Genomic DNA, 26671 nt, shown 5'->3' with positions numbered 1-26671 from the left:
CTTCTACGATTTCGGCAGGAACTCTCCGCCCAACCGCCGACGACCATCGGTCGAGCGCGCTAAGGTCGAGGCTGCAATGCCCCAGAACAAACTTTGGCTCACACCGGAAAGCGGACGCTCCCGGAGTCGCCAAAGAGTCAGGAGCGGACGCTGGCAGACTGCCCGAACGCGGACCTAACACTGGCTCCTGTCTTCAGATTCGCTTTCGACCCGCGGCCGGCCGTGCTCCCTCTACCCCCTTCCGGTATCTTTAGGTCGCAGGAGACTACGAGAGCCTCCGCCTCTTGGCTTTCTCAAGGTCGCAGGCGAGTGCTTGGACCGCCCGCTCGTCTTCGTCGCTTCTGATCCGCCATCCGCGGGAGATGGGCTGGAAATCGAGCTCGTGGTTTGCGGCCAAGCGAGCGACCCGATTTATATCGGCGAGTTGCGCAGCCTCCCCAACTGCGAGAACCTCCTTCAGGACAATCTCTTCGTCCTCATCAAGGTCCAAGGAGATAGCTTCTAAAGCCCTAATCACCGACTTTAGAGATACGCCACAGGAGCTGTCTCTGGGCTGCCGCTCGATCCAGATCGTGTACAGTACGGACGCTTGGCGGGGTGTCAGCGGCCCAGACACCAAATGCCGGCTGATAGATGTGAGGAAACCCACCTCATATTCTTCCAAAAGGCCAGATTGACTTAGGACCGATACCCGATCCGCGAAGGCCCCTGCCTCTCTCCGATCGGCGACCAGCTCAGCAATCCTCCATAACGACACGGCAACGCTCCGGTGTAGTTAAGTTCGCTGAACAATGTTCTGATTCCTTGGTGTGGCAAATCTCATGTTGTTGTTTGCACTGAGTTGACGCGTTTGGGCTCCTGCAAAAATGACGAGTGCCTGGATTTGAAGAGCACCTCTCGACGGCCCCCTAATAAAGATTGGTGAGCTTTGGTTGTGCGCTCACAGGTAACTCACACTGGGCACCCGGACTTTTCTCGTCGCCGACTGCGTGCTCCAGTTTGGCAAGTGCGGCATGCAGCTCAGGTGACAGAATCCGCTGCGAGGTGCGTAGTTGAGATGGCCGCAACTGCTCGGCTTGGGCCGCAGCCGCGGCGGGAGTAAGCAGGCTGTAAGAATTGGACGTCTGCTTGAGTTGGGGGCCTTTCTGACCTGGCGTTTGCACTCTCACATAGCGCCGGGTCCACCGCAGGAAGCCATGCTCCTGAAGCTGCTGCTTCCAGGCGTGGATCGATTTCTTCGCCACATTGATGGCCTTCGCCAGCCACGCGACTGATGGTTCCAGACGTCCCCTTCCCTTGACGCAGAGCGACACCAGAACCTCCGCCAAGCGAATGGCGCCGAAGCTAATGGTGCCCGGCGCGCCGGTTCGCTGGCCCGGCTTGCGAAGGCGTTCGGCCCTGACCTTGAGCACGAACAGCAGGCGGTGGCCTTCCTCCCGACTGAACCGCTTCCAGCGCGAGTTGATCGCCAGCTCGCTGCCTCGACGAACGGGCGGCGCCCTGAAGTAACCCGCATTGTAGGCGCGGCTCATGACAGCGCCTCCTGGGTGAGGCGGTTTTCCGTGGGCTGCGCCGGACTTTCAAGGTTAGCCGGAGTCGCCGAAATCCCTTGAAAATCAGTGGGGGCGTCGGCAGGCGTTAGACAGCCTAAATGACGGAAAGGACGAGCAAATCTGGCTCCCACCCTGTCCGCCATGCCCCCTACCCCGCGCAGATCCGTCCGGTCAGGCGCCGGACGAGCGGCAGGATCAGCAGCAGGGTCGGGAAGGCGATCAGCCAGGACAGACCCCAGGCGGAGAGCCAGACCCGCAGGAAGGCGTCGGTCAGGCCGACGCCCCTGAGGGTCGAGACGGCGGACACCACCATCGTCATGACGACGGAAAGCAGCAACGCCATGACCAGAGGGGCGAAGCGGGCCGGCAAACGGGGAGGAGTGCTCACCGGCCCGCCTCCCGTCAGAACTTCAGTCCGACGATCAGACCGGCGTAGGACTGATCCTTCGCGCCGCTCTCTTCCAGGAAGTCCCCTGCCTGGGTGTAGTTGACCACGCCGCTGATGGTGACGAACGGGCTCAGGGCATAGGTGGTGAAGGCCGCATAGCGCCAGCCGACGTAGGCGGAATCGCCCTCGGTCCCCGAGCGCAGCAGCTGGCCGGACAGAAGATAGACCCCGTCCTCCCTGCTCTGGCGCCAGAGGCCGGCGGTGAGCAGGCCCACGGTGGTCTTGGGCAGCGGCTGGAAGGTCACCTGCGGCTGGATGGTCACCAGGTTGGACACGCCCAGATCGGTGCGCAACGAGATCGGCGGCACATAGAGCTGGTTGTAGGTGCCCAGCGTGCCGTCGGTGCGGTCGTCATCGCCCGAGGCGGCGTCGAAACGAACGGCGACGCGCGGCTTCCAGGCGTGATCGAAGGTCCGGCCGACGGTGGCCGAGACATACCAGGCCTCGATGTCCAGACCGCGGAAGTCGCCGGTCTGCAGCACGCCCTCGACATCATAGTCCCACGGCGCATTGCGGCCGTTCAGCCGGACCGAGAGGGTGTCGCGGTCGTCGCGCCCGGCCAGGCCAGTGTCGAAGGCCACGCCGATCCGGTCGGTATTGGCGTAGAGGAACTCGAGCCGCGGGGCGGTCGCGCCGGTCCCGAGCGTGCGGGCGGCGGTGGCCCCGTACAGGCGGTAGTCGTAGTTGGTGGCGTCGTCGAAGGTGGCCTTGCTCTCGCGGATCGCATAGCCGCCGAAGACGCCGCCGGACCAGCCGTTCGGATTGTCATAGATGACCCGCGCCATGTCGAAGGCGGTGCGGGCGTTGGCGCCCTCGCGGGGCTCGAAGATGCGGAAGGCGCCGACACCGAATTCCTGACGGCCCACGCGAACCCTCAGGCTGCCCTGGCCCAGCGAGTGCTTCGTCTCGAGGAAGGCCTGATGCACGTCGGCGCGGCTCTCCTCGGTGAAGGGCTCGCCGCTGTCCAGACCGTGGCTGCGGGCGTCCTGGATGTCCACGAAGGCGCGCAGGTTCGGCGTCACGCGCCAGTCGGCCCACAGGCGCAGGCGCTGTTGCAGGTCGCCGTCGTCGTCCTGAAGCCCGCGGCCAAACCGCTCGTGACCGCGGTACTCGGCGCGCCAGCGGGCCTCGCCGCCGAGGCTGAGCCAGGTCGAGCCGACCGGGATGGCCTTCAGGCTGGACCAGCCGGAGGTGCGGGCCGCCGGATCGCGCCAGGCGCTCCAGTCCTCGTCGTGGTTGATCGGACGGAACGCCGGCGCGGGACGGCCGGCGGGCGCGGCCGCCGGCGCCGCCTGGGCGACCGGCGGCGCGGTCACCATCGGCTGGTCGGCGGGCGGAACCTCGGGCGAGGCGGCGAGAAGCAGGGCGGCGGCGGCCGCGGAGTTGAGCAGCATAGGTTTCCCCTCTTGAGAGCAGGCCCGGTTGGGTCCGGGCTTCGTTGCGTCGTCGGATGATTATTCGGCGTCGGACTGGGCGCCCGGCGCGGCGGATCTGAAGGCGTCGAGTTCGAGGCAGGCGGCCTCGATCGCGAGCAGGCGCGGCCAACGGAGCGCGACATTGAAGCGCCGGGCGTTGCCCAGCTGGGGCACCAGGGCGATGTCGGCGAGCGTGGGCGCGGCGCCGAAGGCGAAGGGCCCGGCCGTGTCGGCCAGCAGGCGATCCACGGCCTCCAGTCCTTCGTCGATCACCGAGGCGGCCCAGGCCTGGACCGCCTCCTCCGCCAGACCCAGATCGCGGAGCTTCTGCAGCACCTTCAGATTCTGGACCGGGTGGATGTCGCAGGCGATCGCCTGGGCCACGGCGCGGACGCGGGCCTGCTCCAGCGGATCGGCGGGCAGCAGGGCAGGCTCGGGATGGAGCGCGTCCAGATACTCGCAGATCGCCAGCGACTGGGTCAGGACCGCGCCGTCGTCGGTGACCAGGGCCGGAACCAGGCCCTGCGGGTTGAGCGCCAGATACTCCGGCGCCCGCTGCTCGCCCTTGCGCAGGTGGTGGAAGACCTGCTCCGCGACGAGCCCCTTGAGGTTGAGGGCGATCCGCACGCGCCACGACGCTGTGGAACGGAAGTAGCCGTGCAGGATCATCGGGATCAGGCTCCGGGCGCGTTGCGGCGCACGGCGCCGAGGGTGAAGACGGCGATCGAGGCGATCACGGCCGGAACGACGGCCAGCAGGATGAGCGACTGCGGGCTCCACTCGCGGGCCAGCAGCATGCCGCCGACCAGCGGGCCGACGATGGCGCCGATGCGGCCCACGCCCAGCGCCCAGCCCACACCCGTGGCGCGGATGGCGGTCGGATAGACCGAGGCGGTCAGGGCGTTGCAGCCGATCTGGGCGCCGACGACGCCGAAGCCGGACAGGGCCGCGCCGGCCAGCAGGACGGTCAGATTGGTCCCGCCGAATGCCAGCAGGGCGATGAAGGCGGCCGAGGCGGCGTAGGCGGTACCCAGGACGACGTAGGGGCTGATCCGGTCGATCATCCGGCCCAGGGCGATGGCCCCGACGACGCCGCCGAGGTTCAGGGTCGCGGTCGACAGGATGGCCAGCGACAGCGGCAGACCGGCGCCCTTCAGCAGGGTCGGCAGCCAGTTCACCAGGAAGTACATGACCAGCAGGTTCATGAAGAAGGCGACCCACAGCAGCAGGGTCGTGGGCGTGCGGCCCTCGCGGAACAGCTGGAAGACCGAGAAGCCCTTGGCCGCCGTCGACTGCTCATGCTTCAGGCCGGCGATGAACTCGCTGACCGGCGCGTCGGCGTCGATCTTCGCGACGATGGGAGCGATCCTCGATTCCGGCGCGCCCTTGGCGACCAGGAAGCGGACGGACTCCGGCAGGGCGAACCACAGCACCGGCAGCAGCAGCAGCGGCAGGACGCCGCCGACCACGAAGACCGAATGCCAGTCGAACTCGGCGATCAGCCAGGTCGAGACCAGGCCGCCGATGGTCGAGCCCAGCGGGAAGCCGCAGAACATGACCGTGACGAGCGTGGCGCGCAGGCGGGCCGGGCCGTATTCGCTGGTCAGGGCGATGATGTTCGGCATGGCGGCGCCCAGGCCGATGCCGGTGATGAAGCGGTAGATCAGCAGCTCGTTCATCGAGGTGGCGAACGCCGTCAGCAGGGCGAACAGGCCGAAGATGAAGGTCGAGATCAGGATGACCGTCTTGCGGCCGAACCGGTCAGCCGCCGGGCTGAGGGTGAAGGCGCCGACGGTCAGGCCCAGCAGGCCGATGGCGAAGATCGGACCGAAGGCGGACGGGGCCAGCCCCCAGTCCTCGGCGATCTTGGGAGCCACGAAGGCGATCGACTGGGTGTCGAAGCCGTCCAGCATGGCGATGATGAAGCACAGCGCCGTGACGCCGAACTGCAGCGGGCCGAATTTCGCCCGGTCGATGACGGCGTTGCCGCCGCCGGTTCCTGAAAGTGTAGCCATTTTCCTGTTTCCTCCCCGATGAGGCGCGCGGCTCTTGGTCGGCCGCTTCGCCCCGGATGTTGATGATGTGGTGTGGATCAGGCCGCCTTGGGCCCGACCTTGATTTCGAGCGGCGTCAGTCCGTCGATGGTCACGACGATGTCGTCGCCCTCGACCACGGCTCCCACGCCCGCGGGGGTGCCGGTGTAGATCAGGTCGCCCGGTTCGAGCTTCCAAAGACGCGAAGCGAAGGCGACGATGTCGTCGACCGGCCAGATCAGCTCCGCCAGATCGGCGTCCTGCTTGGTCTCGCCGTTGACGGTCAGCCTGATGGCGCCCTTGGCCGGATTGAATTCGCCCTCGCCCGCCTTGTGGATCAGACCCAGCGGCGACGACTGTTCCACGTTCTTGCCGGTGTCCCACGGACGGCCCTGGGCGCGGGCCTCGAGCTGGAGGTCGCGGCGGGTCATGTCGAGACCGGTCGCATAGCCCCAGACGTGGTCCAGCGCGTCCTCGACGGCGATGTCACGACCGCCCTTGCCGATGGCGACGACCAGTTCGGCCTCGTAGTGGAAGTTTTCGGTCTCGGTCGGATAGGCGATGGTCACGCCCGACGGGACGACGGTCTCGGCCCAGGCGGTGAAGAAGAACGGCGGCTCACGGTCCGGGTCGCGGCCCATCTCGCGCGCGTGGGCGGCGTAGTTGCGGCCGACGCAGATCACCCGCCGGACCGGGAAGTCGTCTCCGGTCGTCGTCGCGGCCAACACCGGGGCCGGGGTCTCGAACAGCAGGCTCATGCGTTTTCTTCTCTGTAGAGGTTCAGCTTTTCCTGACAGGCCTTGTCCGAGTAGCCGAACAGGACCAGCTGCTCGGTCGCCTTGAAGACGACCTGCTTCCACGACGGGACGACCAGGATTTCACGGGGGTTCAGGGCGATGGTCTCGCCCTCGATCAGGGCTTCGCCGGAGCCTTCGACGACGACGAAGATGGTGCCGTCGGTCGAGCGGCGCGGCTTCGTCTCGAAGCCCGCCGGCATCAGCCGGACGTGGGCCGAGATGGTGGCCATGATCGAGCCGCCGTTGACCGGGTTCAGGAACTCCAGCGCGTGGCCGAGGTGCGGATCGATCTCCGCGCCGCTGTCGGCCAGACCATCCAGCGCCGGACGCCAGTCGGAATAGGGGTAGTGGAACAGCGGCTGGTGCGCCGGGCGGCGATCCGCCGTGTGCCCCTTCAGCGGACGCATGTTGCGGCCGTAGCGATTGATGCTGTCGCCGGGCGGGACCTGCTCCGGGAACTGGTCTTCGGGGTAGCCCTCGGCGAAGCTGGCGTCGAAGTGGCGGACGGTGGGGATGTCCAGGCCGTCCAGCCAGATCATCGGCGTGTCGGTCGGATTGCCGTGATCGTGCCACTGGCCGCCCGGGGTCAGCACCAGATCGAAGGGCCGCATCACGGCCTTCTCGCCGTCCACCGAGGTGTAGGCGTTCTCACCCTCGATGACGAAGCGCAGGGCGCACTGGGTGTGCTTGTGCGCGGGCGCGACCTCGCCGGGCAGGATGAGCTGCAGGCCCGCGTACAGGCTGGGGGTGATGCCCGAATGGCCCGGCAGGCCGGGGTTCTCGAGGATCAGCACCCGGCGCTCGGCCTGTTTGGCGCTGATCAGGTCACCGGCGCGCATCAGGTATTCGCGGGCGTTGTCATACGACCATTTGTGCACCCTGGCCGGGCTGTCCGGTTTGGGCAGCACGAGCGCAGCGAGCTTCTCCCACAGCGGATAGAGGCCTTCCGGCTCCATCTGCTCGTAGAGCGCGTTCAGCTGGGCCTGCTGGTCGTTCTTCAGCGGTTCGGCGGCGTGCATGATCAGCCCTCCACACCGATATGGAGAAGCCCGTTCTCCAGCTTGACCGCGAAGGTCTTCACCGCGACCGAACAGGGGGCGCCGACGGCGGCGCCGGTCTTCACATTGAAGGTGCCCTGGTGCAGCGGGCACTCGATCAGCTCGCCGTCCAGATAGCCTTCAGCCAGACTGGCGGCGCCGTGGGTGCACAGGTCGGCGGTGGCGAAATACTCGCCGTCGACGGCGTACAGGGCGACCTTCACGCCGCCGACGATGGCCTGGGCCACGCCGTACTGCTCGAGATCCGAAGGGGGCAGCGTCGGCTGCCAGGTCAGGGTGGCGGTCATGCGGGGTACACGAGACTGTTGGGGATCATTTCGGAATCGAAGACCACGATCCGTTCGGCGAACCGGAGGCGTCCGCCGTCCTCGACCACCCGGTCGTGGCAAACGGCCGACAGGACGATGTCGGAGGTCTTGTCGATCAGGGTCTGGACGACCAGCAGGTTGTGACGGACCTGAACCCCGCCCTCCCCCTCGCCGACGATGCGCGGCGCGGTCGGGAAGCGGCGGTAGTAGCGCGGCGCATACATCTGGGTCCGCGTCAGGCCGGTCACCCGGTCCTTCAGCATGCCGCGGCTTTCCGCCTGCATGGTGCACAGGGTGTAGCCCGCCTCGTAGTTCTCGCGCGGGATCACGCGATAAAGGCAGTCCTCGGCGAAGAAGTCCGGCCAGTCGTGCAGCCGCACGTCGTCCAGCGTTCCGTAGTAGTCGTCGTACAGGTCGCGGATCGCATCGCGGGTGATGGCGGCGGGACGGGTCATGGTGTCGCTCACAGGCCCATCACCTTGCGCCAGTAGCGATACATGCCGCGCACGGCCGTTTCGGTGACCTGATGATCGGTCGGCGCGATCTCGCGCCCGCCCATCTGCAGGATGAAATGCTCGTCCGGGGAGCCGTAAGCGCCTTGCTGGGTCATCTCCAGCACCTCGCCGTCGTCAGCCGAGACGAAGCCTGCGGGACCGAACAGATTGGCCTGACGCGTCCGGCGCAGGCGCATCTCCGGCGTGTCGTCGGCATAGCACCAGTGGGTCCAGTGGAAGTCGAAGCCGCCGACGCCCTTGGGCACGATCTGACGGGTGGTGAGGCTGTTCACCTGCTGCTGCAGGATCACGCTGGGGAAGATGGTGATCATCCCGACGGTCTCCTCGCCGGGGAACTCCTGCACCACGTCCATGACGCGGGGGTCCTCAAGCACCAGATCGCCCTGGAAGTTGCGGATGTCGGCCATGGCCTCGGTCTTTTCCTGCTCGCCCTTGCGCGAGATCAGGATGCCGTGACGGCCCTCGTCATCGATATCGACGGCGGACTTCTGGTCGGCGCGGAACAGGCCGAAGGTGGCGAAGAACACGTGCAGCAGGCCCGCGTGGTACGGGTCCTTGATGTTCTCCTGCATCTGCTTCCAGTTGGCCGGAATGTGCTGACGGTTGTAGCCCAGCACCTCCAGCTTCCGGCCGTCGTAGACGCGGGTGTAGTGCTTCCAGAACTTCTCGCCGAGGTACTCGCGGAAGGGCGGGGTCTCGTCCGAGAAGGTCGCCCAGACCACGCCGTTCACTTCCTCGACGCGCAGCTTGGTCAGCCCGTTCTGCGACAGGTCGAAGTCGGCCGGCATGCCGCCCTGACGCTTCACGCCACGACGGAAGGGCACGCCCTGCAGGTCGCCGTTCAGGGCGTAGGACCACTGATGATACGGGCAGATCAGTTCCTGCGAGTGGCCGAACCGGGCCTGGCAGAACTTCACCCCCTTGTGGGCGCAGCGGTTCTCGACGACCGAAATCTCGTTCTCGGCCGAACGGACCATGACCACCGGCTTTTCGCCTAGGGTGGTCGTCTTCCAGTCGCCGACGTTCGGCAGTTCGCACTCCAGACCCACGTAGAGCCAGTGCGGCCCGTACCAGATCTTCTGGAGCTCCTCGGCGTAGGTCTCGGGGTCCGTATAGACCCAGTAGGGCACAGCCGCATCCGCGTCGGCGGGCCAGAGCCGCCCCTCGGGTGGTCGCACGGAAATGTTCAACTCACGTCTCCCGGCACTGCAATTCCACCGACGATCTGAGGTCGTCGTTGACCGCACTGATGTCGTGGTTTTTGATCTATGTCAAACGCGTTGCATATTGTGCATTGCACACAGGGAGTGAAACGACATGGACGAACGCATCGTCATCCTGGGCGCCGGACATGCCGGCGGGGCGGCGGCCATCGCCTTGCGCGAGCTGGGTTTCACCGGAAAAATCAATCTGATCGGCGATGAAGCGGAGTCCCCGTACGAGCGCCCTACCCTGTCCAAGGAACTGCTTTCCGGCGTGGACGCAGAGCCGGTCCGGCTGGCCGACGACGCGCGTTGGCGCGAACTGGATGTGCGTTTGACATTGGGGAACGCGGCGACGGCGATTGATCGCAAGAACCGCGTCGTCACCTTCGCGGACGGCTGCGCGGAGCCGTACGACCACCTGATTCTGGCGACCGGGGGCCGGGTCCGTCGTCTGGACGTCGCCGACCATCCGCGCATTCACCACCTGCGCACCGTGCAGGACGCGAGGACGCTGGCCGCCGCGGCGACGGCAGGGGCGCGCGCCGTCATCGTGGGCGGCGGCGTGATCGGACTGGAAGCGGCCTCCACCCTCGTCGAGCTCGGCCTGTCCGTGACCGTTCTGGAAGCCGGCGAGCGCCTGCTCGGGCGCAATATCCCGGCGGAGGCGGCGGGATGGCTGGCCGCCGCCCATGCCCGGATCGGCGTGGACATCCGACTGGGCCAGTCGGTCGCCTCGGTCAGCGAGCGGTCGGACGGGTTGACCCTGACCCTCGCCTCCGGAGAAACGCTGGAGGCCGAACTGATGGTGGTCGGCATCGGCATCGTCCCCTGCGCCGAGATGGCCGAGTCCGCCGGCCTGCCGACGGGCGGCGGGGTGCTGGTCGACGCCCGCTATCGTTCGCTCGGCGACGATCGGGTCTTCGCGATCGGCGACCTGGCTGTCCGCTCCTGGGGCGATGAGCCGGCGCCGAGGCGGATGGAGACCTGGGCCCATGCCGGAACCTCGGCCCGCGCCGCCGCCCTCGCCATCCTCGGCCTGCCTGCCGAGCCCGAGCCCGCGCCGTGGTTCTGGACCGCCCAGTGCGGTCACATGCTGCAGATCGTCGGCGATCCGGACGCCGGCGACACCGTCATCACGCGCGGCGACGGCGTGCGGCTTTATGTGCGCGAGGGCGTGCTGGTCGGCGCGGTCTGTCTGGATCAGCCGCGCGACTTCGGCACGGCGAAGCGGCTGATCGGCAAGCCGCTCGCCCCGGACCGCGCGGGCGACCCATCGACGGATCTGCGGAAGGCCGCGGCCTAGGGCTTGGGACGGCGGCCGCCGATGGCGGCCGTGATCTCGTCGCAGACGGCGATCAGTCGTTCGCGCACCTCATCGTCGCGTTCCGGTCGGAAGGCGTCGGTGGCCAGCACCGTGGCGGTCAGCGTCGCCTCCTCCTGAAGGTCAAAGATGGGCACGGCGGTCGCCCGCAGCCCGGGGATCAGGGTGCCGCTGATGCCCGAGTACCCGTCGGCCCGCACGCGCTTGCGCAGTCCCTCGACGTCCACCGGCGTCAGGCCCCGCGCCTCGGCCGTCTCGCGCTCCACCATGTGGCGGGTATGGGTGTCGGGCCGGAAGGCGAGGAAGACGTGGCCGGTCGCCGAGCGCAGCAACGGCAGGGGCGACCCGACCATCAGGGAGGTCGAGATCGGCGGCGACCCCATCACCCAGCGCACCACGATCGGCCCGCTGGGCCCCAGCGACGCCATCTGCACCGTCCGGCCCGTCTCGTGGACGAAGTCGGTGATGCGCTGGTTGGCTTCCTGGAAGGCGTCGATGCGGCTGAGCGCGCCCAGTCCCAGACGCAGGGCCGCCGGACCGAGATCGTACCGTCCGCTGCCCGCGTCCTGACGGGCCATGCCCGCCGCGACCAGACTGGCCAGATAGCGGTGCGCCTGCGACGCCGACAGACCCGAGGCCGCCGCGATGGCGCCCAGCGCCTGCGGCTCCTCATAGGAGGCCAGGGCGTCGAGCACCCGCAGCCCGATGCCGACCGACTGGATCCCCGCGCGCCGCTTGGTCGTATCCCTGGTCACGTCTGGCCTTCCGGATGCCGCGCACAACAGGCGCCGATTCAACTGAGCCGACCCTAGCACCACAGACGCGTCCGGATGAAAGCCGCCCGGCGAACCCTGTCCTGCTTTTAATCCTTGCGGCCTTGCCCCGACGGAACAACGCCCCCTAGTCTGCGCGCCGTCGATTTCGCGTTCGGGGGAGTAGCGTTTGTCGTACCTGGCCGGGTTGTTCGCGCTGGCGCTGATCGCGCCGCAGAGCACGCCTCCGATCTTCCAGCCGGGCGCGCCGGGCGCGCCGTCCCGCGTCATCTCCGCCGGAGAAGCGCTGGAGCTCGCCCGCACCACCTACACCGCGGACGACGTCCGCTTCATGCAGCACATGATCGCCCACCACGCCCAGGCCGTGGAGATGGTGGCCCTGCTGGAGGCGCATGGCGCCGATCCCCGCGTGAAGCTGCTGGGCCGCCGGATCGCCCTGTCGCAGGACGCCGAGATCGTGCTGATGCGCGACTGGCTGACCTCGCGCGGACAATCGACCGAGATGCAGGGTGGTCACGCCGGACACGGCGGCATGGATCATTCCGGCCACGCAGGCATGGACCATTCGGCCCACGCCGGACACGCGGCGGCGCCGTCGGAAACCCCGCTCATGCCGGGCATGCTGTCCCCCGCCCAGATGGCCCGGCTCGCGGCGTCGCGCGGCGGGGACTTCGACCGCCTGTTCCTGCAGGGCATGGTCCAGCACCACCAGGGCGCGCTCGACATGGTGGCCGAGCTTCTGGCCCTGCCGGACGCCGCCCAGGACACCCTGCTTTCCGACTTCACCAACTCCGTCGTGGCGGACCAGTCCGCCGAAATCCTGCGTATGCAGTCCCTTCTCTCCGAACTCTGACAGCGAAAGACCGGCCAATGAACATGCGTCGTCTCCTGCTCTCCTCCGTCGCCGCCCTCGGCGTCCTGACGGCGGCCACCCATGCCGCGGCCCAGTCCAGCGACATGCCCATGACCGCGCCGGTCGACGAGCGCAGCGCCCTGTCGGCGGGCGTGCAGGACGCCGGCCAGGCGATCCGCGGCCTCGAACTGCTGCACGCGCTTCCGCCCGCGCCGGGGTTCAGCGACCCCGACCACGGCTTTGCCCCGCCGCGCAATGAGGCCGAGGGCCAGGCCATGATGCAGCGCGCGCGCGGCAACCCGAGCTTCAGCCCCCTGGGTCTGGCCAACAGCGACATGGCGGTCTCGAACGGCCGCCTGTTCGTCGGCAACTTCAACGGCATCAACGTCTACAATCTGTCGGACGGCGCGCCGCAACTGGCCATGTCCATCGTCTGCCCGGGCGGTCAGGGCGACGTGTCGGTGCACGGCAACCTGCTGTTCATGTCGGTCGAGGAAGGCCGTGGTCGTCTCGACTGCGGCACCAGCGGCAACCGCGGCGACGTCAGCGCCGACCGCTTCCGCGGCATCCGCATCTTCGACATCACCGACCTGAACGCCCCGCGCCAGATCGCGGCGATCCAGACCTGCCGCGGTTCGCACACCCACACCCAGGTGCCGGATCCGAACGATCCGAACGTCCTGTACATCTACAACTCGGCCACCTCCGGCGTGCGCAAGACCGGCGAACTGGGCATCTGCTCGGACGGCCAGCCGGACCAGAACCCGGAAACGGCCCTGTTCTCGATCGACGTGATCAAGGTGCCGCTCGACCGTCCGCAGGACGCCGCCATCGTCAACCGTCCGCGCATCTTCGCAGACCGTGAAACCGGCCGGGTGAACGGCCTGTGGCGCGGCGGGCGCGCCGGCGCCGCCAGCCAGAACACGTCGGTCACCAACCACTGCCACGACATCACCGTCTTCCCCGAACGGGGCATCGCCGGCGGCGCGTGCAGCGGCAACGGCATCCTGCTGGACATCTCCGATCCGCAGAACCCGGCGCGCATCTCCGAGCTGTTCGACCCGGACATGGCCTACTGGCACTCGGCGACGTTCAACAACACCGGCGAGCACGTGGTCTTCACCGACGAGTGGGGCGGCGGCACCAGCGCCCGCTGCCGGGCGACCGATCCCTACACCTGGGGCGCCAACCTGATCGCCACGATCGAGGATCGTGAGCTGAAGGCCCAGCGCTTCTTCAAGCTGCCGTCGGTCCAGGGCGACAACCAGAACTGCGTGGCCCACAACGGCAACATCATCCCCGTCCCGGGTCGTGACCTGATGGTCCAGGCCTGGTACCAGGGCGGTATCTCGATCATGGACTTCACCGATCCGGCCCACCCGACCGAGATCGCCTATTTCGACCGCGGCCCGCTGAACGGCGAGCGCGTGCAGGTGGGCGGTTCGTGGTCGGCCTACTGGTTCAACGGCCGCATCTATTCGAGCGAGATCGTGCGCGGTCTGGACGTGCTGAAGCTGATCCCCGGCGATCAGCTGTCGGCGGCCGAGATCGCCGCGGCCGAAGCCATCCAGGTGGCGGAGATCAACCCGCAGACCCAGCAGCAGATCCGCTTCTCGGACACGCCTGACGTGGCCCAGTCCTATCTGGACCAGCTGGGCCGTTCGAACGGCATCGAGACGGACCTCGGCGCCCGCGCCGGCGCCGTCGTGACCGGCTGGCGTTCCGGCGCCGTCGACAAGTCGGCGGCCGGCGGTCTGGTCTCGCCCCTGCGCGCCGCCGCCGAGAAGGCCACCGGCCCGGCCAAGGCACGCCTGACGGCGCTGGCCGACCTGTTTGGCCGCATCTCGGCCTGACGATGACGGACGGGGCGGCTGACACGGCCGCCCCGATCCTTCTCCTGCGTCAACCGGCGTTCCTGCTAGGCTCCCCCGAAACGATACGGGAGCAGACGCCATGACCGACGCCGACTATCGCCTGATGACCCGCAAGGCGGACCTGGGCGACACCCTGAAGGAGCGGTTTCCGCCGCATGGCGATCTGGCCGAGGGCGAGGTGCTGATGGCCCTGGACCGCTTCTCGCTGACCACCAACAACATCACCTATGCGGCCTACGGCGACGCTATCGGCTATTGGAAGGTCTTTCCGACCGGACGGGACGACTACGGCCTGATGCCCGTCTGGGGCTTCGCCGACGTGGCGGCCTCGCGCGCCGAAGGGATCGAGGTCGGGGCCCGGGTATTCGGCTACTTCCCGATGGCCGATACGCTGCTGGTGCAGGCGGAGAAGGTCTCGCGCGGCGGCTTCGCCGACGCCTCTCCCTGGCGAAAGGCCGTTCCCGACATCTACAACCGCTATGTCCTGTGCGCGGCCGACCGGCACTACGATCCGGCGCTGGAGAACAGCGAGGCGATCTTCCGCCCGCTGTTCGTGACCTCCTACACCGCGGTCGACTTCCTGCGGGACGCGGGCTTCTTCGGCGCCAAGCGGGTCATCGTGTCCAGCGCCTCGTCGAAAACCGCCTACGGCGCGGCCTGGTGCCTCAAGCAGGACGACGTCGAGGTCATCGCCCTGACCGGCGCCCGCAACCGGGCCTTCGTCGAGGGACTGGGCTGTTATGACGCCGTCCACGGCTATGACGCGGTCGAGGCCCTGCCTGTCGACGTGCCCACCCTCTATCTGGACCTTGCCGGCGACGCGGCGCTTCGGCGCCGGGTGCACGCCCGTTTCGGTGAACGGCTGACCTACGACTGCCTCGTCGGCTCGACGCAAAGCGACGGCTTCACCACCCACGACCCGGCGCTGACAGGGCCGAAGCCGGTGTTCTTCTTCGCCGCGACCTGCCTGGACCAGCACCGCGAGCGCGGCACGCTGCATGCCTTCTACGAACGCTTCCTGACCGACCAGAAGACCTTCTTCCAGCGGGTGGTCGATCCGACCTCTCCATGGATCCGGATCGTCGAACATCCGGGCCTGGACGCCGCCGCCGACGTGGTTCGGGCGCTGGCCGACGGCGTCTCCGATCCGGCCGAGGGCGCCGTGGTGCGGATCGTCCGTTAGGGGCGGGTCAGGCCTGCAGCCGGTAGCCGACGCCCGGCTCGGTCAGGAGGCGGACCGGCTGGGCGGGCTCGGGCTCCAGCTTCTGGCGCAACTGGCCGACGACGACGCGCAGGTACTGAGTGTCCGAGGCATGCGCCGCGCCCCAGACCGAGGTCAGCAGCTCGCGATGGGTCAGGACCTTGCCCGCGGCCCGGGCCAGTTGGGCCAGCACGTCGTATTCCTTGGGGGTCAGCCTGACCGCCTCCCCCGCCCGCGAGACCAGACGCCGGTCCAGATCGATGACCAGATCCCCGGCCACGACCGGCCCGTGCTGGACAGGACGGGTCGCGGACTGGCGCAAGGCCGCCCGGACCCGCGCGAGCAGCTCGCCGACGCCGAACGGCTTTTCGACATAGTCATTGGCGCCGAGATCCAGCGCCTCGATCTTCTCGGCCTCGCGATCCCGGGCCGAAAGGATGATGATCGGTCCCGGATAGAATTCCCGCGCCCGGGCCAGGACGTCCTTCCCGTCCATGTCCGGCAGGCCGAGGTCCAGCACCACGGCGTCCGGGTTCCACAGCGCGATGGCGCGCAGGCCTTCCTGCCCGCTGTCCGCGCGCTTCGGATCGAAGCCCGCAGCGTCCAGCGCCGGGGACAGGAAGCGATGGATCTGGGCCTCGTCGTCGATGACCAGAATGGTGGTTCTAGAGGCGGACATGGGCCCTCATAGCAGGTCGCGATGGGTGGCGATGGCCTTGGGCAGGCTGATCAGCACCCGCGTGCCGTGATCGTCGACGATCGGACTGGCGGCCGCGATACGCCCGTTCATCGCCTCCACGAAGCCCTTGGCAATGGCCAGACCCAGCCCGGCGCCCTGCGAGCGATCCGACGGCTCCTCCATCCGGCGGAACTTGTCGAACACCCGCTCCAGCTCGGCCGTCGGAATGCCCTTGCCCTCGTCCTCGATGGAGATGACGACCGACCCCCGGTCCTCATAGGCGGCCAGTTCGACACGCGAACCGTCGGGACTGTAGGCGATCGCATTCTCGAGGATATTGACCACGGCCTGTTCCAGCAGCCCCTCGTCGACCATCACCATGCTGAGATCCGCCGGGAAGTCGCGGGTCAGCGCCCGCCCCCCGAGACGGCGACCGACCCTCTCCGCGGCGGCGTTCAGCACGTCCCGGACGTCGGTCCAGTCGGCGCGGATATTCAGCCCGCCGCCCTCCAGTCGCGTCATGTCCAGCAGGTCGCCGACATAGCGGTTCAGCCGCTCGGCCTCCTCGCGGATGCTTTGCAGCAGGTCGGCGCGGACGGCCGGCTTCAGGCTGTCGCCGTAGTCGATCAAGGTCGTCGCGGAACCGAGGACCGTCGACAGCGGGGTGCGCAGATCGTGGCTGACGGAGTTCATCAGCGCGCCGCGGAACCGGTCGGTCCGCCGAAGGGTCTCGGTCTCCAGCGCCTGCCCGGCCAGCTCGGCCCGTTCAATGGCGACGGCGCCCTGATCGAGAATGGCCAGCGCCAGCCGTTCCTCATCCGAGCCCGCGGCCAGCGCCTCCGCCTCGATCCCGGCCACGCCGGAGCGTCCCCGGACGCCCTGCAGGGGCCGGAAGGTCCAGCTGCTCTGAGGCAGGGTGCCGGTGCCGTGTCCGGCGGGCTCCCCCTTCTCCCAGGCCCAGCGCGCGGCGGCCATGGCGGAGGCGCCCAGACGCGGCGGCCCCTCGCCTTCCGGCGCGGACGCGATCACGACCAGGTCGTCGCCCTCGGGCAGCAGCACCACCGCCCGCGCGCCGGCGGCCGCCGCGGCCTGTTCGGCCAGCACGCGCGCTGTCGTCGGCGCATCCTCGGCCGCGGTCAGGGTCTGGCTGGCGGCCAGCAGGGCCGACACCGCGGACGCCCGGCGCCCCGTCCTGCGCACCTGTTCTCGAACCCGCCCGGCCAGGGCGCCGGTCGTCATCGCCACCGCCCAGAACAGGATCAGGGTCAGCACGTCGGTCGGCGAGCCGATGGCGAAGCTGTACAGCGGCTGCAGGAACAGGAAGTTGTAGATCAGGAAGGCTGCGGTCGCCGCCGCCAGCGCGGGCCTGAGGCCATGCAGGACGCCCGCCGCGACCACCGCCGCCAGATAGATGACCCCGAGATCCACCCGCTCGAAGCTGCGGTCCAGCAAAAGGGCCAGGGCCGTCGCCGCCAGGACGAAGGCGATGCCGACGCCGTAGCGGGCCCAGCTCCGGCTGTCGGCGGAGAACCAGCGACGCGCGGGTCGATCCGCGGCCTCCGGCGTCGCGGTGTCGGTGATGATATGCACCGCCGCCCCTTCGGAGGCGCGCAGCAGCTCCGCCGCCAGCGAGCGGCCGAGGAAGGCGCTGAAGCGGTTCTCACGCCCCCGGGCCAGAACGATCTGGGTGATGTTGTTGCGGCGGACATGGTCCATCACCGTGCGGACGACGTCGTCGCCGCTCAGCCGCAGGCTGCGCCCGCCGAGCTGTTCGGCGAGTTTCGCGGCCTCGCTGAGGCGCGCCAAACCGACCGGGTCGGAGGCGCCGGCGCTGGGTCGATCAACGTGCGCGACGGTCCAGGGCGCATCCATCATCATGTCGGACATGCGCCGCCCGGTGCGTACCAGCGTTGCCGCCATGGCGTCACCGCCGACCAGCACCAGGATGCGCTCGCCCGCCGCCCAGGGCCCCTCCACCCCCTTCTCGCGCAGGGTGGCGACCAGTTGATCGTCAACCGTCTGCGCGGCCCGCCGCAAGGCCAGTTCGCGCAGGGCCGTCAGGTTCTCGACCTTGAAGAAATTCTCCGACGCCAGCCGGGCGGTCTCGGGGACGTAGACCTTGCCCTCCCCCAACCGCTTGCGCAGTTCGTCAGGCGTGATGTCGATGACCTCGATGTCGTCGGCGCGGCTCAGGGCGCTGTCCGGCACCGCCTCGCGCTGACGCACCCCTGTGATGCGCAGGACGACGTCCGACAGGCTCTCCAGATGCTGGACGTTCAGCGTCGTCCAGACGTCGATCCCGGCGTCGAGGATTTCCTCCACGTCCTGCCAGCGCTTGGGATGGCGCGAGCCCGGCGCATTGGAATGTGCGTACTCGTCGACCAGCAACAGATCGGGACGGCGGGCGATGGCGCCGTCGATGTCGAACTCCAGAAGGGTCCGCCCGCGATGCTCCAGCGGGGCGCGCGCCATGACCTCCAGCCCCCGCAGCAGGCTTTCGGTCTCCCTGCGGCCGTGGGTCTCCACCACACCGACGACGACATCGCCGCCTTCGGCCTTCCGGCGGCGGGCCGCCCGCAGCATCTCGTAGGTCTTCCCCACGCCGGGCGACATGCCCAGAAACACCTTCAGCCGCCCACGCTTGCGCCGGGCGGCTGACGATGCGGACGATGGCTGTCCGGGGCCGGTCAAGGCGCGGGCAGTTCCGCGTCGAGCGCGCGGTTGGTGAGAAGCACGTTCACGTGCGGCTGGCCGATGAAGCCGAAGACCGGCTGTTCGACCTGCCTGTCGATGATGCGCTGGACCTGATCCACGGAGACGCCCCGGGCCGTCGCGATGCGCTGGGCCTGAAGACGAGCGTAGGCCGGAGAAATGTCCGGGTCGAGGCCCGAACCGGACGCCGTCACGGCATCCGCCGGGATAACGCCGGCGCCGTCCTCGGCCCGGATCGCGGCGGCCCGTTCGGCGACCGCGGTCTTCAGGTCGGGGTTCAGCGGCCCGAGGTTGGAGCCCGAGGAGGCGGAGGCGTCATAGCCGTCTCCGGCCGCCGACGGACGCGGGTGCAGGTACCGGGCCCCGGCGAACGGCTGGCCGATCAGGGCCGAGCCGCGCACCGTGCCGTCCCGATCCCGGATCAGGCTGCCGTTCGCCTGATCCGGAAAGGCCGCCTGGGCCACGCCGGTGACCGCCAGCGGATAGGCGCCCCCCAGCACGAGGGTGAACAGCCCGGTCATGACCAGGGCCGGGCGAAGGTGGGAGATCATGGCTCCGCTCCTCAGAAGGTCGCCTTCAGCGAGGCCACAGCGCGGGCGCCGTAGGCATCACCGAAGTCGTGCTGGTCGGTGTCGTGGTAGCGCACGTCCAGCGACAGGTTGTCGGTCAGGGCGAAGGCCGCGCCGGCGTTCCAGGTGGTGTAGTCCAGATCGGACGACACCCACTGCCGCCCGACCGCGCCCGACAGGGTCCAGCGCTCGGCTGGGCTGAAAGCCGCATTGGCCTCCAGATAGGTCGCCTCATCCTCGGACGCGCCGAAGAAGTCCGGCGACCAGTACGCCGCGACGCCGAGGGTGGCCGGGCCGACGGCGCGGGAGGCCGCGGCCTTGAGCTCGACGTAGTCGTAGTCCGCCCCGTCCGGCTGACCGGCGTAGAGGTAGGCCACGCCACCCAGGTCCACGGCCCAGCCCGACAGCTCCGAGCGCCAGCCGCCGTAGAGGTCGACCTCGGCGTCGGTGTCGTCGCCGAAATCGACGTTCGAGGCCCAGCCCCCGGCGTAGAAGCTGCCGAAGGTCGCGTCGACGCCGGCCGAGATCGCCGGGTTCTCCTGTGTCTGGCTGACGCCCCGGAAGACGTAGTCCGAGGTCAGGGCCACGTTGCCGGTAACCTCCTGCGAGCGGGCGGCGCCCGCCGCGCCGATCACGACCAGGGCGGCGATGCAGGCGCCCGAGAACCAGAGATCGTTGCGGCCCGAGGCCTTGAAGATGCGTTTGCGGTTCATTTGATAAGTCCTTGAAAGATCAGGCCAGGCCGAGACCGGTGATCACGATGTCGATGAGTTTGATGCCGACGAAGGGCGCGACGAGACCGCCGAGGCCGTAGATCAGCAGGTTGCGGCCCAGCAGCTTCCCGGCGCCGACGGCCCGGTACTTCACGCCGCGCAGGGCCAGCGGGATCAGGGCCACGATGACGAGGGCGTTGAAGATCACCGCCGACAGGATCGCGCTTTCGGGCGACCCCAGCTGCATGATGTTCAGCGCGCCGAGCGACGGCAGGGCGACCACGAACATCGCCGGGATGATGGCGAAATACTTGGCCACGTCGTTGGCGATCGAGAAGGTCGTCAGGGCGCCGCGGGTGATCAGCAGTTGCTTGCCCACCTCGACGATCTCGATGACCTTGGTCGGGTCGCTGTCGAGATCGACCATGTTGCCGGCCTCGCGCGCGGCCTGGGCGCCGGTCTGCATGGCGACGCCGACATCGGCCTGGGCCAGGGCCGGGGCGTCGTTGGCGCCGTCGCCGCACATGGCGACCAGACGCCCCTTGGCCTGCTCCGCCTTGATCAGGCGCATCTTGTCCTCGGGCGTGGCCTCGGCGAGGTAGTCGTCGACCCCGGCTTCCGAAGCGATGGCCGCCGCCGTGACCGGGTTGTCCCCGGTGATCATGACGGTGCGCAGGCCCATGGCGCGCAGTTCGGCGAAGCGCGCCTTCACACCCGGCTTGACCACGTCCTTCAGGTGGATGACGCCGACCAGGCGGCTGTTCTCGGTCACCGCCAGCGGCGTGCCGCCCGAGCGGGCGATGCGATCGACCGCGGATCGGAACTCGGCCGGGACCGTGCTCTCGTCGAGGTCGAGCGACCGCAGGACGGCGTCGACCGCCCCCTTGCGCCAGCTGTCCTTGCCGACATCCAGACCCGACTGGCGGGTGGTGGCGGTGAACGGAATGGCCTTCGAACCCGCGGGCTGCTCGACCACGATCCCGGCGTTACGGCCCAGTTCGATGATGGAGCGGCCTTCCGGCGTCTCATCGGCCAGGGAAGCGGTGACGGCGGCGCGCAGGGCGGCTTCCGGACGGATGCCCGGGACCGGGATCACTTCGGTGGCCATGCGGTTGCCGAAGGTGATGGTGCCGGTCTTGTCGAGCAGTAGGGTGTCGACGTCGCCGGCGGCCTCGACCGCGCGGCCGGAGGTGGCCAGGACGTTGACCTTCAGCAGACGGTCCATACCCGCGATGCCGACAGCCGACAGCAGGCCGCCGATGGTCGTCGGAATCAGGGTGATGAACAGGGCGCCCAGAACGATGGGGTCCAGCTTCACACCCGAATAGGCGCCCAGACCCAGCAGGGTCACGACCGCGATCAGGAAGACCAGGGTCAGACCGGCCAGCAGAACCGACAGGGCCAGTTCGTTCGGCGTCTTGCGGCGGTTCGCGCCCTCGACCATGGCGATCATGCGATCGAGGAAGGTCGCGCCGGGCGCCGAGGTGATCCGCACCTTGATCCAGTCGGAGACCACCGTGGTGCCGCCGGTGACGGCCGAACGGTCGCCGCCGCTTTCACGGATCACGGGGGCGCTTTCCCCGGTGATGGCGGCCTCGTTGACCGAGGCGACGCCCTCGATGATCTCGCCGTCCGAGGCGATGACATCGCCCGCCTCGACCAGGATCACCGAACCGACGACCAGCTCATGGGCCGGGGTCGGGACGACGGTTCCGGTCTTCGGATCGACGATCAGCTTGGCCTTGGTCGTCACCCGGGTGGCGCGCAGGCTGTCCGCGGCGGCCTTGCCCCGCCCCTCGGCGACGCTTTCGGCCATGTTGGCGAACAGGACGGTGGCCCAGAGCCACAGCGCCAGTTGCACCGCGAAGCTCGCGGACTGGCCCGCGACCACCGCCGCGACCGCGGAAACGGTCGCCAGCAGGGCCACGATCCAGGTGGCGAAGATCACCGGATTGCGCAGCAGTTTGCGCGGATCCAGCTTGATGAAGGCGTCGCCGAGCGCGCGGCCCAGCATGGCGCCGTTGAGTCCCCCCGCGAGGGGCGCCGGGCGGGTCTTGCCACCCGGCAGTTCAGGATTTGCGAAGGTCATTGGGGATGTCCGTCAGAACGCCCCGCCGAGCATCTGGAAATGCTCGACGATGGGTCCGAGAGCGAGAGCGGGGAAGAACTGCAGCCCGCCGAGGATGAGGATCACACCGATCAGCAGGCCGATGAACAGGCCGCCGTGGGTCGGCAGGGTTCCGGCGCTGGCGGCCAGCCGGGGCTTGACCACGAGCGCGCCGGCGATGGCCAGCACCGCGACGGCGGGAACGAAGCGGCCCGCGAGCATCGCAATGCCCAGGGTCGTGTTCCACCACGGCGCGTTGGCCGTAAGGCCCGCGAAGGCCGAGCCGTTGTTCGCCGCGCCCGAGGTGTAGGCGTAGAGCATCTCGGACAGGCCGTGCGGCCCGCTGTTCAGAAGCCCTTCCAGCGCGGTCGGGAAAACCGCCGCCACGGCGGTGAAGCCGAGGATGGCCAGCGGCAGGACCAGGACGGCGATCATCGCGTACTGGATCTCGCGCGCCTCGACCTTCTTGCCGAGATACTCCGGCGTGCGCCCGACCATCAGCCCGGCCACGAACACCGCCAGCATGGCCATGACGACCATGATCGCGATCCCGGAGCCGATGCCGCCCGGCAGGATTTCACCCAGCTGCATCAGGAACATCGCGATGCCGCCCGACAGCGGCATGTAGCTGCCGTGCATCGAGTTGACCGAGCCGTTCGAGGCGCCGGTCGTCTGACCGGCCCAGGCGGAGGACGCGGGGACGCCGAAACGGGTCTCCTTGCCTTCCATGTTCACCGGCTGCTCGATGCCCGCCGCGACGAGCGCGGGCGCCGGCTGGCTTTCGGCGATGTAGATGCCCGAGGTGCACACGCCCAGAATGATCAGGGCGGCGACCGCCAGGGCCTTCACCTCACGCCGGGCCAGAACGCTGCGGCCGAAGGCGAAGAAGGCCGCCCAACCGGTGACGTTGATGGCCACGGCGGTGATCAGGTTGGTCAGGGCCGACGGGTTCTCGAACGGATGGGCGGCGTTGACGTTGAACACGCCGCCGCCGTTGATCCCCAGTTGCTTGATGGCGACCTGGCTGGCGGTCTGGAACAGGCTGATGGTCTGCTGGCCGCCTTCCATCGTCGTGGCGGTCGCATTGGCCGACAGGGTCTGCGGCATGCCCAGCGCGACCAGCACGATGGCCAGCACGAACGACAGGGGCAGCAGCACATAGAGCGTCGTGCGGGTCAGATCGGCCCAGAAATTGCCGACGCCCTCGCCCCGATCCGCGACGAACGCCCGGGCCAGAGCCGCGGCGATGGTCGCGCCGGTGGCGGCGGAGACGAAATTCTGGGTGGTCAGGCCGACCATCTGGCTGAAGGCCGACATGGTCGTTTCGCCGCCGTAGGACTGCCAGTTGGTGTTGGTCACGAAGCTGACGGCGGTGTTGAACGCCAGATGCGGCGACAGGCCGTCGAACCCTTGCGGGTTCATCGGCAGGACGCCCTGCAGGCGCAGGATGGCGAACAGCAGCAGGAAGCCCGCGAGGTTGAACGCGAGCAAAGCCCCGGCGTAGCCGAGCCAGCCCTGGCTGCGGCTCGGGTCGACGCCCGCCGCCTTGTAGAAAACGGCCTCGACCGGCTTCAGCACCGGGTCGAGCCAGGTCCGCTCGCCGTTCCAGACGCGCGACATGTAGATGCCGATCGGCCAGCCGAGCAGGCAGGCCAGACCGAGGGTAAGGGCGATTTCCGCCCAGCCTTGAATGGTCATCGCAGCGGCTCCCTCAGAACCGCTCGGGGCGCACCAGCGCCGCGACCATGTATCCGGCGACGACGACAGCGCCGACGCCCCAGAGGATGGAAACGATCATCGTCACATCCTCTTCAATGCAGCAGCGAGAGCGGCGAAGAGCACGAACGCCCCGCCGCCCAACGCCAGAAAGATCAGATCGGTCATTGCCGATGCCTCCAGCTCGATGAGGCCCGGAGGGAAGCAGGCATGGCCGTAAGCGCGCGATACGAGTCGGGCGGCGGCGCATAAGCGGAGCATAAGGAACCGGCTTACGGCGGGCTTATGCCGGGCGCGGGCTTTCGCATGGCCCGGTTAGGCGCATCGGGTGTCTCTGTCGGGCGCTCGAAAGGAGTTTCCGATGCACCGACCCCACCTTCTGGCCGCCTCGATCCGTCACGACCGGCGCCCCGCCCAGCCCTCAGTCTGGCGCATGACCGCGGACCTTCTGGGCATGATGTTCGCGGGCGTCCGGCCGACCCCGAAAGGCCCCGGGCAATGATGTCCGGCTATGTGGAGCACCCCTTCGTCCCCGCCCGGGCCCCGCGCCGCTATCGGGTTGTGCGCAAGGCGGCGGGCTGGAGCGTGGCGCTGGGCGACGCCTGCACCCTGCCGATGGCGGAACGCAGCGCCGCCCTGCGGATCGCCAGGCGACTGCAGGCGCAAGCCGACCGGCTGAACGGCCGCCGCTAGTTCGGCGACTTCGGCGGACGCGGGAAGAACCGGCTGGTGCGCGAGGCATAGTCCGCGAAGGCCTCCGGACGCGTCCGCCGCATGTGCGCTTCCAGCGGCGGCACGCCCGAGACCCGGGTCAGCAGCCAGTAAATGTAGACGGGAGCGGTCAGCGCCAGCCAACCCCACGGCCACTGGCCGGTCAGGTCGATGGCCAGCAGCGGCCAGGCGCACCAGCCCAGCCACTCGAAGAAATAGTTCGGGTGCCGCGACCAGGCCCAGAGCCCAGTGTCGCAAATCCGTCCCCGGTTGGCGGGGTTGGCCTTGAAGCTGGCGAGTTGCCGGTCGGCCGTCGCTTCCCCACCCAGGGCCACCAGCATGACCAGCACGCCCAGCAGGTCCATCGGCGACGGTCCGGGCGCGGGATTCCTGGCGGCGACCAGCAGGCTGACGACCAGCAAGGCCCCGGCGGCCGCCTGGAGCATCAGGAAGACGAACAGCCGTCCCTGCGCCTTGTCGCCCCACTGGCGCTTCAACGCCTCGTAGCGCTCGTCCGCCGCGCCCTTCAGCGCGCGTTCGACCAGATGCCCGCCCAATCGAAGGCTCCACAGGGCGATCAGGCCGGCGACCGCACCCTGCCGGAACTGGATCTCACCGGCCGACAAGGGCCAGAGCGCGACCAGCAGTCCCGCGGCCCCGACCCCGAAGGTCCACAGGGCGTCGACCCACGCGCCCTGCCCGGTTGCGCGCTGGATGACCCACGCCAACGACATCACACCGACCAGCAGGAGCGCCGACGCGCCCCAGAGAATGAGTTCAGGCATCTACAATCGTACGAAGGGCTGGATGAGACGACCGAACCAGCCGTCGAGAATGATCTGGCCGTCGAGGGCCGCTACACAGAGACAGGGTTCGTCCGAGATCACACGCGGCTGATGCAGGGTCTCCTGATCCGCCTCCTCGAAATCGCCGGCGACATAAGCCTGATTCTCGGTCGCGTACGCGCCTGAAATAACGCAGGTCAGTTCAACCCCGCCGTGCGTGTGCTTCGGCGTGGCGCGGCCGGGGGCGATCCGCAGGAGAATCACCCGGGTCGCGCCGTCGCGCGGAGCGTGCACGTCGCGCACCTCCACCCCGCCGCCCAGATTCCGCCAAGGGCCCAGCGGGTATCGGCGCAGGGGGTCCGGCAACTCGGGCATGTCGTTCAGGGGCGGCGCGGCGACCACCTCGCCGGTGTCGGCGTCCACCCGCGCCAGCGCGCGCGCAAGAGCCTCGGGCTGCAGCAGGGTCGGCGCGATGTCTTCCAGCAGCGCCCCGCCCACGCCCTGGAGCCGGCGCACCCAGCCGTCGATCTCCGGGCGCATGGCCAGACAGGCCGACACGACCACCGCCTCCGGCGGGCTCAGGGTGCCGGCCGCATAGGCCAGCAGCCGTTCTTCCGAGGGTGAGGGACGCGCGCTCATCGGCCGCCGTCCTGTTCAAGAGTGACGCGTAACTTCAGCATGGCCTTTCGAATGCGCGATTTCACCGTGCCGAGCGGCAGGCAGAGCCGCTCCGCGATGGCGGAGTGAGGTTGATCGAGGAAGAAGGAGAGATGCAGCACCTGCGCCTGTTCCGGCGTCAGGGTCGCCATCGCCTCGCGAATCCGGTTGGCGTCCTGCCGCTCCTCGAGCAGGGCGTCCGGGCGCTCCGGGTCGAGCGGCGTAGGAACAAGGTCGATCGGCGGAACCCGGGCGTCCCGGCGCAGGGCGTCCAGTCGGCGGTTCCGGGCGATGGTGAAGATCCAGGTCGAGGCGCGGGCCACCCGCGCATCGAACAGGTCCGCCTTGCGCCAGACCGTCAGCAGCGCGTCCTGGGCGAACTCCTCGGCCGCCGCATCGGCGGCGCCGCCCCTGATCAGCCAGGCCTTCAGCCGCGGCGCGAAATGCAGGAACAGGCGCGCGAAGGCGTCGCGGTCGCGCGTCTGCGCCACCGCCACGATCAGTTGATCGTAGTCCTCCGCCCCCTCCGTCACGCGCGCCGTGCGGGCGGGACGGGGGCCTGAAATGGAGACCGGGCCATGCATCTCTCCTCATACGTCTTGTGCCTCCTGATGGATCACCCGTCATCCGGAATGCGTTCCGACACGTAACAGGGACATCAGGCCCGT

The 26671-nt window shown here is 68.7% G+C and carries 28 protein-coding genes; 6 read left to right on the top strand and 22 right to left on the bottom strand.

What is annotated here, in order from left to right:
• Positions 1 to 265: 265 nt before the first annotated feature.
• The 11 genes from VGE03_RS05570 to VGE03_RS05520 all read right to left on the bottom strand — a co-directional run bounded on the left by VGE03_RS05570 (position 266) and on the right by VGE03_RS05520 (position 9317).
• Complete coding sequence (locus tag VGE03_RS05570) at positions 266 to 490, bottom strand: hypothetical protein (protein WP_331045480.1); 225 nt, start codon at positions 488 to 490, stop codon at positions 266 to 268.
• 418 nt (positions 491 to 908) lie between these two features.
• Positions 909 to 1532 carry a hypothetical protein gene (locus tag VGE03_RS05565; protein WP_331045479.1) on the bottom strand — a complete coding sequence of 208 codons (624 nt, stop codon included), beginning with the start codon at positions 1530 to 1532 and terminating at the stop codon, positions 909 to 911.
• A 169-nt stretch (positions 1533 to 1701) separates the two neighbouring features.
• Positions 1702 to 1941: a DUF2798 domain-containing protein gene (locus tag VGE03_RS05560; RefSeq protein WP_331045478.1), complete on the bottom strand. Its 240-nt coding sequence runs from the start codon at positions 1939 to 1941 to the stop codon at positions 1702 to 1704.
• Positions 1942 to 1955: 14 nt separating this feature from the next.
• Positions 1956 to 3395: an alginate export family protein gene (locus VGE03_RS05555; RefSeq protein ID WP_331045477.1), complete on the bottom strand. Its 1440-nt coding sequence runs from the start codon at positions 3393 to 3395 to the stop codon at positions 1956 to 1958.
• A gap of 60 nt (positions 3396 to 3455) precedes the next feature.
• Positions 3456 to 4085 (bottom strand): maleylacetoacetate isomerase, encoded by a 630-nt coding sequence (gene maiA / locus VGE03_RS05550; RefSeq protein ID WP_331045476.1) that lies wholly within the window; start codon positions 4083 to 4085, stop codon positions 3456 to 3458.
• Positions 4086 to 4090: 5 nt separating this feature from the next.
• Positions 4091 to 5431, bottom strand: coding sequence for an MFS transporter (locus tag VGE03_RS05545; RefSeq protein ID WP_331045475.1), 1341 nt, complete (start codon positions 5429 to 5431; stop codon positions 4091 to 4093).
• 77 nt (positions 5432 to 5508) lie between these two features.
• Positions 5509 to 6207 (bottom strand): fumarylacetoacetate hydrolase family protein, encoded by a 699-nt coding sequence (locus VGE03_RS05540; protein ID WP_331045474.1) that lies wholly within the window; start codon positions 6205 to 6207, stop codon positions 5509 to 5511.
• The gene (gene gtdA / locus VGE03_RS05535; protein WP_331045473.1) at positions 6204 to 7265 is read right to left on the bottom strand and encodes a gentisate 1,2-dioxygenase; all 1062 of its coding nucleotides are present in this window, start codon (positions 7263 to 7265) and stop codon (positions 6204 to 6206) included. Before gtdA ends, VGE03_RS05540 begins: the two co-directional genes overlap by 4 nt.
• Positions 7266 to 7267: 2 nt before the next feature.
• Positions 7268 to 7591: a non-heme iron oxygenase ferredoxin subunit gene (locus VGE03_RS05530; RefSeq protein WP_331045472.1), complete on the bottom strand. Its 324-nt coding sequence runs from the start codon at positions 7589 to 7591 to the stop codon at positions 7268 to 7270.
• On the bottom strand, positions 7588 to 8067 hold the full coding sequence (locus VGE03_RS05525; protein ID WP_331045471.1) for an aromatic-ring-hydroxylating dioxygenase subunit beta: 480 nt from the start codon (positions 8065 to 8067) through the stop codon (positions 7588 to 7590). The genes VGE03_RS05530 and VGE03_RS05525 overlap by 4 nt, the downstream gene beginning before the upstream one ends.
• Positions 8068 to 8075: 8 nt before the next feature.
• The gene (locus tag VGE03_RS05520) at positions 8076 to 9317 is read right to left on the bottom strand and encodes an aromatic ring-hydroxylating dioxygenase subunit alpha (RefSeq protein WP_331045470.1); all 1242 of its coding nucleotides are present in this window, start codon (positions 9315 to 9317) and stop codon (positions 8076 to 8078) included.
• Positions 9318 to 9444: 127 nt separating this feature from the next.
• Here VGE03_RS05520 and VGE03_RS05515 point away from each other — a divergent pair, with 127 nt between their 5' ends.
• Positions 9445 to 10635 (top strand): NAD(P)/FAD-dependent oxidoreductase, encoded by a 1191-nt coding sequence (locus tag VGE03_RS05515; RefSeq protein WP_331045469.1) that lies wholly within the window; start codon positions 9445 to 9447, stop codon positions 10633 to 10635.
• Here VGE03_RS05515 and VGE03_RS05510 read toward each other — a convergent pair.
• Positions 10632 to 11408 (bottom strand): IclR family transcriptional regulator, encoded by a 777-nt coding sequence (locus tag VGE03_RS05510; RefSeq protein WP_331045468.1) that lies wholly within the window; start codon positions 11406 to 11408, stop codon positions 10632 to 10634. The two genes, VGE03_RS05515 and VGE03_RS05510, sit on opposite strands and share 4 nt — an antisense overlap.
• A 187-nt stretch (positions 11409 to 11595) precedes the next feature.
• On the opposite strand from VGE03_RS05510, the gene VGE03_RS05505 reads away from it, so the two are divergent.
• From VGE03_RS05505 to VGE03_RS05495, 3 genes are all read left to right on the top strand, one after another.
• Positions 11596 to 12279 carry a DUF305 domain-containing protein gene (locus tag VGE03_RS05505; RefSeq protein WP_331045467.1) on the top strand — a complete coding sequence of 228 codons (684 nt, stop codon included), beginning with the start codon at positions 11596 to 11598 and terminating at the stop codon, positions 12277 to 12279.
• A gap of 23 nt (positions 12280 to 12302) precedes the next feature.
• Complete coding sequence (locus tag VGE03_RS05500; protein ID WP_331045466.1) at positions 12303 to 14132, top strand: hypothetical protein; 1830 nt, start codon at positions 12303 to 12305, stop codon at positions 14130 to 14132.
• Between the two features lie 100 nt (positions 14133 to 14232).
• On the top strand, positions 14233 to 15336 hold the full coding sequence (locus VGE03_RS05495; RefSeq protein WP_331045465.1) for a DUF2855 family protein: 1104 nt from the start codon (positions 14233 to 14235) through the stop codon (positions 15334 to 15336).
• A gap of 7 nt (positions 15337 to 15343) precedes the next feature.
• Here the strand turns inward: VGE03_RS05495 and VGE03_RS05490 are convergent, their stop codons facing one another.
• The 7 genes from VGE03_RS05490 to VGE03_RS05460 all read right to left on the bottom strand — a co-directional run bounded on the left by VGE03_RS05490 (position 15344) and on the right by VGE03_RS05460 (position 23932).
• On the bottom strand, positions 15344 to 16033 hold the full coding sequence (locus VGE03_RS05490) for a response regulator (protein WP_331045464.1): 690 nt from the start codon (positions 16031 to 16033) through the stop codon (positions 15344 to 15346).
• A gap of 6 nt (positions 16034 to 16039) precedes the next feature.
• Positions 16040 to 18646 carry a DUF4118 domain-containing protein gene (locus VGE03_RS05485; protein WP_414644895.1) on the bottom strand — a complete coding sequence of 869 codons (2607 nt, stop codon included), beginning with the start codon at positions 18644 to 18646 and terminating at the stop codon, positions 16040 to 16042.
• Between the two features lie 74 nt (positions 18647 to 18720).
• Positions 18721 to 19296: a K(+)-transporting ATPase subunit C gene (gene kdpC / locus VGE03_RS05480; protein WP_331045462.1), complete on the bottom strand. Its 576-nt coding sequence runs from the start codon at positions 19294 to 19296 to the stop codon at positions 18721 to 18723.
• A gap of 11 nt (positions 19297 to 19307) precedes the next feature.
• On the bottom strand, positions 19308 to 20027 hold the full coding sequence (locus tag VGE03_RS05475; protein ID WP_331045461.1) for a TorF family putative porin: 720 nt from the start codon (positions 20025 to 20027) through the stop codon (positions 19308 to 19310).
• 19 nt (positions 20028 to 20046) lie between these two features.
• On the bottom strand, positions 20047 to 22116 hold the full coding sequence (kdpB, locus tag VGE03_RS05470) for a potassium-transporting ATPase subunit KdpB (RefSeq protein WP_331045460.1): 2070 nt from the start codon (positions 22114 to 22116) through the stop codon (positions 20047 to 20049).
• 12 nt (positions 22117 to 22128) lie between these two features.
• The gene (gene kdpA, locus VGE03_RS05465; protein ID WP_331045459.1) at positions 22129 to 23832 is read right to left on the bottom strand and encodes a potassium-transporting ATPase subunit KdpA; all 1704 of its coding nucleotides are present in this window, start codon (positions 23830 to 23832) and stop codon (positions 22129 to 22131) included.
• 13 nt (positions 23833 to 23845) lie between these two features.
• Positions 23846 to 23932 (bottom strand): potassium-transporting ATPase subunit F, encoded by an 87-nt coding sequence (locus tag VGE03_RS05460; protein WP_240811816.1) that lies wholly within the window; start codon positions 23930 to 23932, stop codon positions 23846 to 23848.
• Positions 23933 to 24211: 279 nt separating this feature from the next.
• On the opposite strand from VGE03_RS05460, the gene VGE03_RS05455 reads away from it, so the two are divergent.
• Positions 24212 to 24352 (top strand): hypothetical protein, encoded by a 141-nt coding sequence (locus VGE03_RS05455; RefSeq protein ID WP_331045458.1) that lies wholly within the window; start codon positions 24212 to 24214, stop codon positions 24350 to 24352.
• Entirely contained in the window at positions 24349 to 24543 is a 195-nt protein-coding gene (locus VGE03_RS05450; RefSeq protein ID WP_331045457.1) for a hypothetical protein, read from the top strand. The genes VGE03_RS05455 and VGE03_RS05450 overlap by 4 nt, the downstream gene beginning before the upstream one ends.
• Here the strand turns inward: VGE03_RS05450 and VGE03_RS05445 are convergent.
• Genes VGE03_RS05445 through VGE03_RS05435 form a run of 3 tightly spaced genes read right to left on the bottom strand, consistent with a single transcriptional unit; the run spans position 24540 to position 26587 of the window.
• Positions 24540 to 25346, bottom strand: coding sequence for a DUF1295 domain-containing protein (locus tag VGE03_RS05445; RefSeq protein ID WP_331045456.1), 807 nt, complete (start codon positions 25344 to 25346; stop codon positions 24540 to 24542). The two genes, VGE03_RS05450 and VGE03_RS05445, sit on opposite strands and share 4 nt — an antisense overlap.
• Positions 25347 to 25985: a ChrR family anti-sigma-E factor gene (locus tag VGE03_RS05440; protein ID WP_331045455.1), complete on the bottom strand. Its 639-nt coding sequence runs from the start codon at positions 25983 to 25985 to the stop codon at positions 25347 to 25349. It lies immediately after the preceding gene.
• The gene (locus tag VGE03_RS05435) at positions 25982 to 26587 is read right to left on the bottom strand and encodes a sigma-70 family RNA polymerase sigma factor (RefSeq protein WP_331045454.1); all 606 of its coding nucleotides are present in this window, start codon (positions 26585 to 26587) and stop codon (positions 25982 to 25984) included. Before VGE03_RS05435 ends, VGE03_RS05440 begins: the two co-directional genes overlap by 4 nt.
• Positions 26588 to 26671 lie beyond the last annotated feature (84 nt).

The sequence above is a fragment of the Brevundimonas sp. genome, from assembly GCF_036400995.1.
In the GTDB taxonomy this organism is placed as follows: domain Bacteria; phylum Pseudomonadota; class Alphaproteobacteria; order Caulobacterales; family Caulobacteraceae; genus Brevundimonas.
Note: the sequence above shows the minus strand (reverse complement) of the source record. Positions and strands in the feature narration are given on the sequence as shown.

Bases quoted from the DNA above. Each gene is read 5' to 3' on its own strand.
- VGE03_RS05565 (WP_331045479.1), bottom strand. From the start codon at position 1,532: ATGAGCCGCGCCTACAATGCGGGTTACTTCAGGGCGCCGCCCGTTCGT.
- VGE03_RS05555 (WP_331045477.1), bottom strand. From the start codon at position 3,395: ATGCTGCTCAACTCCGCGGCCGCCGCCGCCCTGCTTCTCGCCGCCTCG.
- maiA (WP_331045476.1), bottom strand. From the start codon at position 4,085: ATGATCCTGCACGGCTACTTCCGTTCCACAGCGTCGTGGCGCGTGCGG.
- VGE03_RS05545 (WP_331045475.1), bottom strand. From the start codon at position 5,431: ATGGCTACACTTTCAGGAACCGGCGGCGGCAACGCCGTCATCGACCGG.
- VGE03_RS05540 (WP_331045474.1), bottom strand. From the start codon at position 6,207: ATGAGCCTGCTGTTCGAGACCCCGGCCCCGGTGTTGGCCGCGACGACG.
- gtdA (WP_331045473.1), bottom strand. From the start codon at position 7,265: ATGCACGCCGCCGAACCGCTGAAGAACGACCAGCAGGCCCAGCTGAAC.
- VGE03_RS05530 (WP_331045472.1), bottom strand. From the start codon at position 7,591: ATGACCGCCACCCTGACCTGGCAGCCGACGCTGCCCCCTTCGGATCTC.
- VGE03_RS05525 (WP_331045471.1), bottom strand. From the start codon at position 8,067: ATGACCCGTCCCGCCGCCATCACCCGCGATGCGATCCGCGACCTGTAC.
- VGE03_RS05515 (WP_331045469.1), top strand. From the start codon at position 9,445: ATGGACGAACGCATCGTCATCCTGGGCGCCGGACATGCCGGCGGGGCG.
- VGE03_RS05500 (WP_331045466.1), top strand. From the start codon at position 12,303: ATGCGTCGTCTCCTGCTCTCCTCCGTCGCCGCCCTCGGCGTCCTGACG.
- VGE03_RS05495 (WP_331045465.1), top strand. From the start codon at position 14,233: ATGACCGACGCCGACTATCGCCTGATGACCCGCAAGGCGGACCTGGGC.
- VGE03_RS05490 (WP_331045464.1), bottom strand. From the start codon at position 16,033: ATGTCCGCCTCTAGAACCACCATTCTGGTCATCGACGACGAGGCCCAG.
- VGE03_RS05485 (WP_414644895.1), bottom strand. From the start codon at position 18,646: ATGTCGCCCGGCGTGGGGAAGACCTACGAGATGCTGCGGGCGGCCCGC.
- kdpC (WP_331045462.1), bottom strand. From the start codon at position 19,296: ATGATCTCCCACCTTCGCCCGGCCCTGGTCATGACCGGGCTGTTCACC.
- VGE03_RS05475 (WP_331045461.1), bottom strand. From the start codon at position 20,027: ATGAACCGCAAACGCATCTTCAAGGCCTCGGGCCGCAACGATCTCTGG.
- kdpB (WP_331045460.1), bottom strand. From the start codon at position 22,116: ATGACCTTCGCAAATCCTGAACTGCCGGGTGGCAAGACCCGCCCGGCG.
- kdpA (WP_331045459.1), bottom strand. From the start codon at position 23,832: ATGACCATTCAAGGCTGGGCGGAAATCGCCCTTACCCTCGGTCTGGCC.
- VGE03_RS05460 (WP_240811816.1), bottom strand. From the start codon at position 23,932: ATGATCGTTTCCATCCTCTGGGGCGTCGGCGCTGTCGTCGTCGCCGGA.
- VGE03_RS05455 (WP_331045458.1), top strand. From the start codon at position 24,212: ATGCACCGACCCCACCTTCTGGCCGCCTCGATCCGTCACGACCGGCGC.
- VGE03_RS05450 (WP_331045457.1), top strand. From the start codon at position 24,349: ATGATGTCCGGCTATGTGGAGCACCCCTTCGTCCCCGCCCGGGCCCCG.
- VGE03_RS05445 (WP_331045456.1), bottom strand. From the start codon at position 25,346: ATGCCTGAACTCATTCTCTGGGGCGCGTCGGCGCTCCTGCTGGTCGGT.
- VGE03_RS05440 (WP_331045455.1), bottom strand. From the start codon at position 25,985: ATGAGCGCGCGTCCCTCACCCTCGGAAGAACGGCTGCTGGCCTATGCG.
- VGE03_RS05435 (WP_331045454.1), bottom strand. From the start codon at position 26,587: ATGCATGGCCCGGTCTCCATTTCAGGCCCCCGTCCCGCCCGCACGGCG.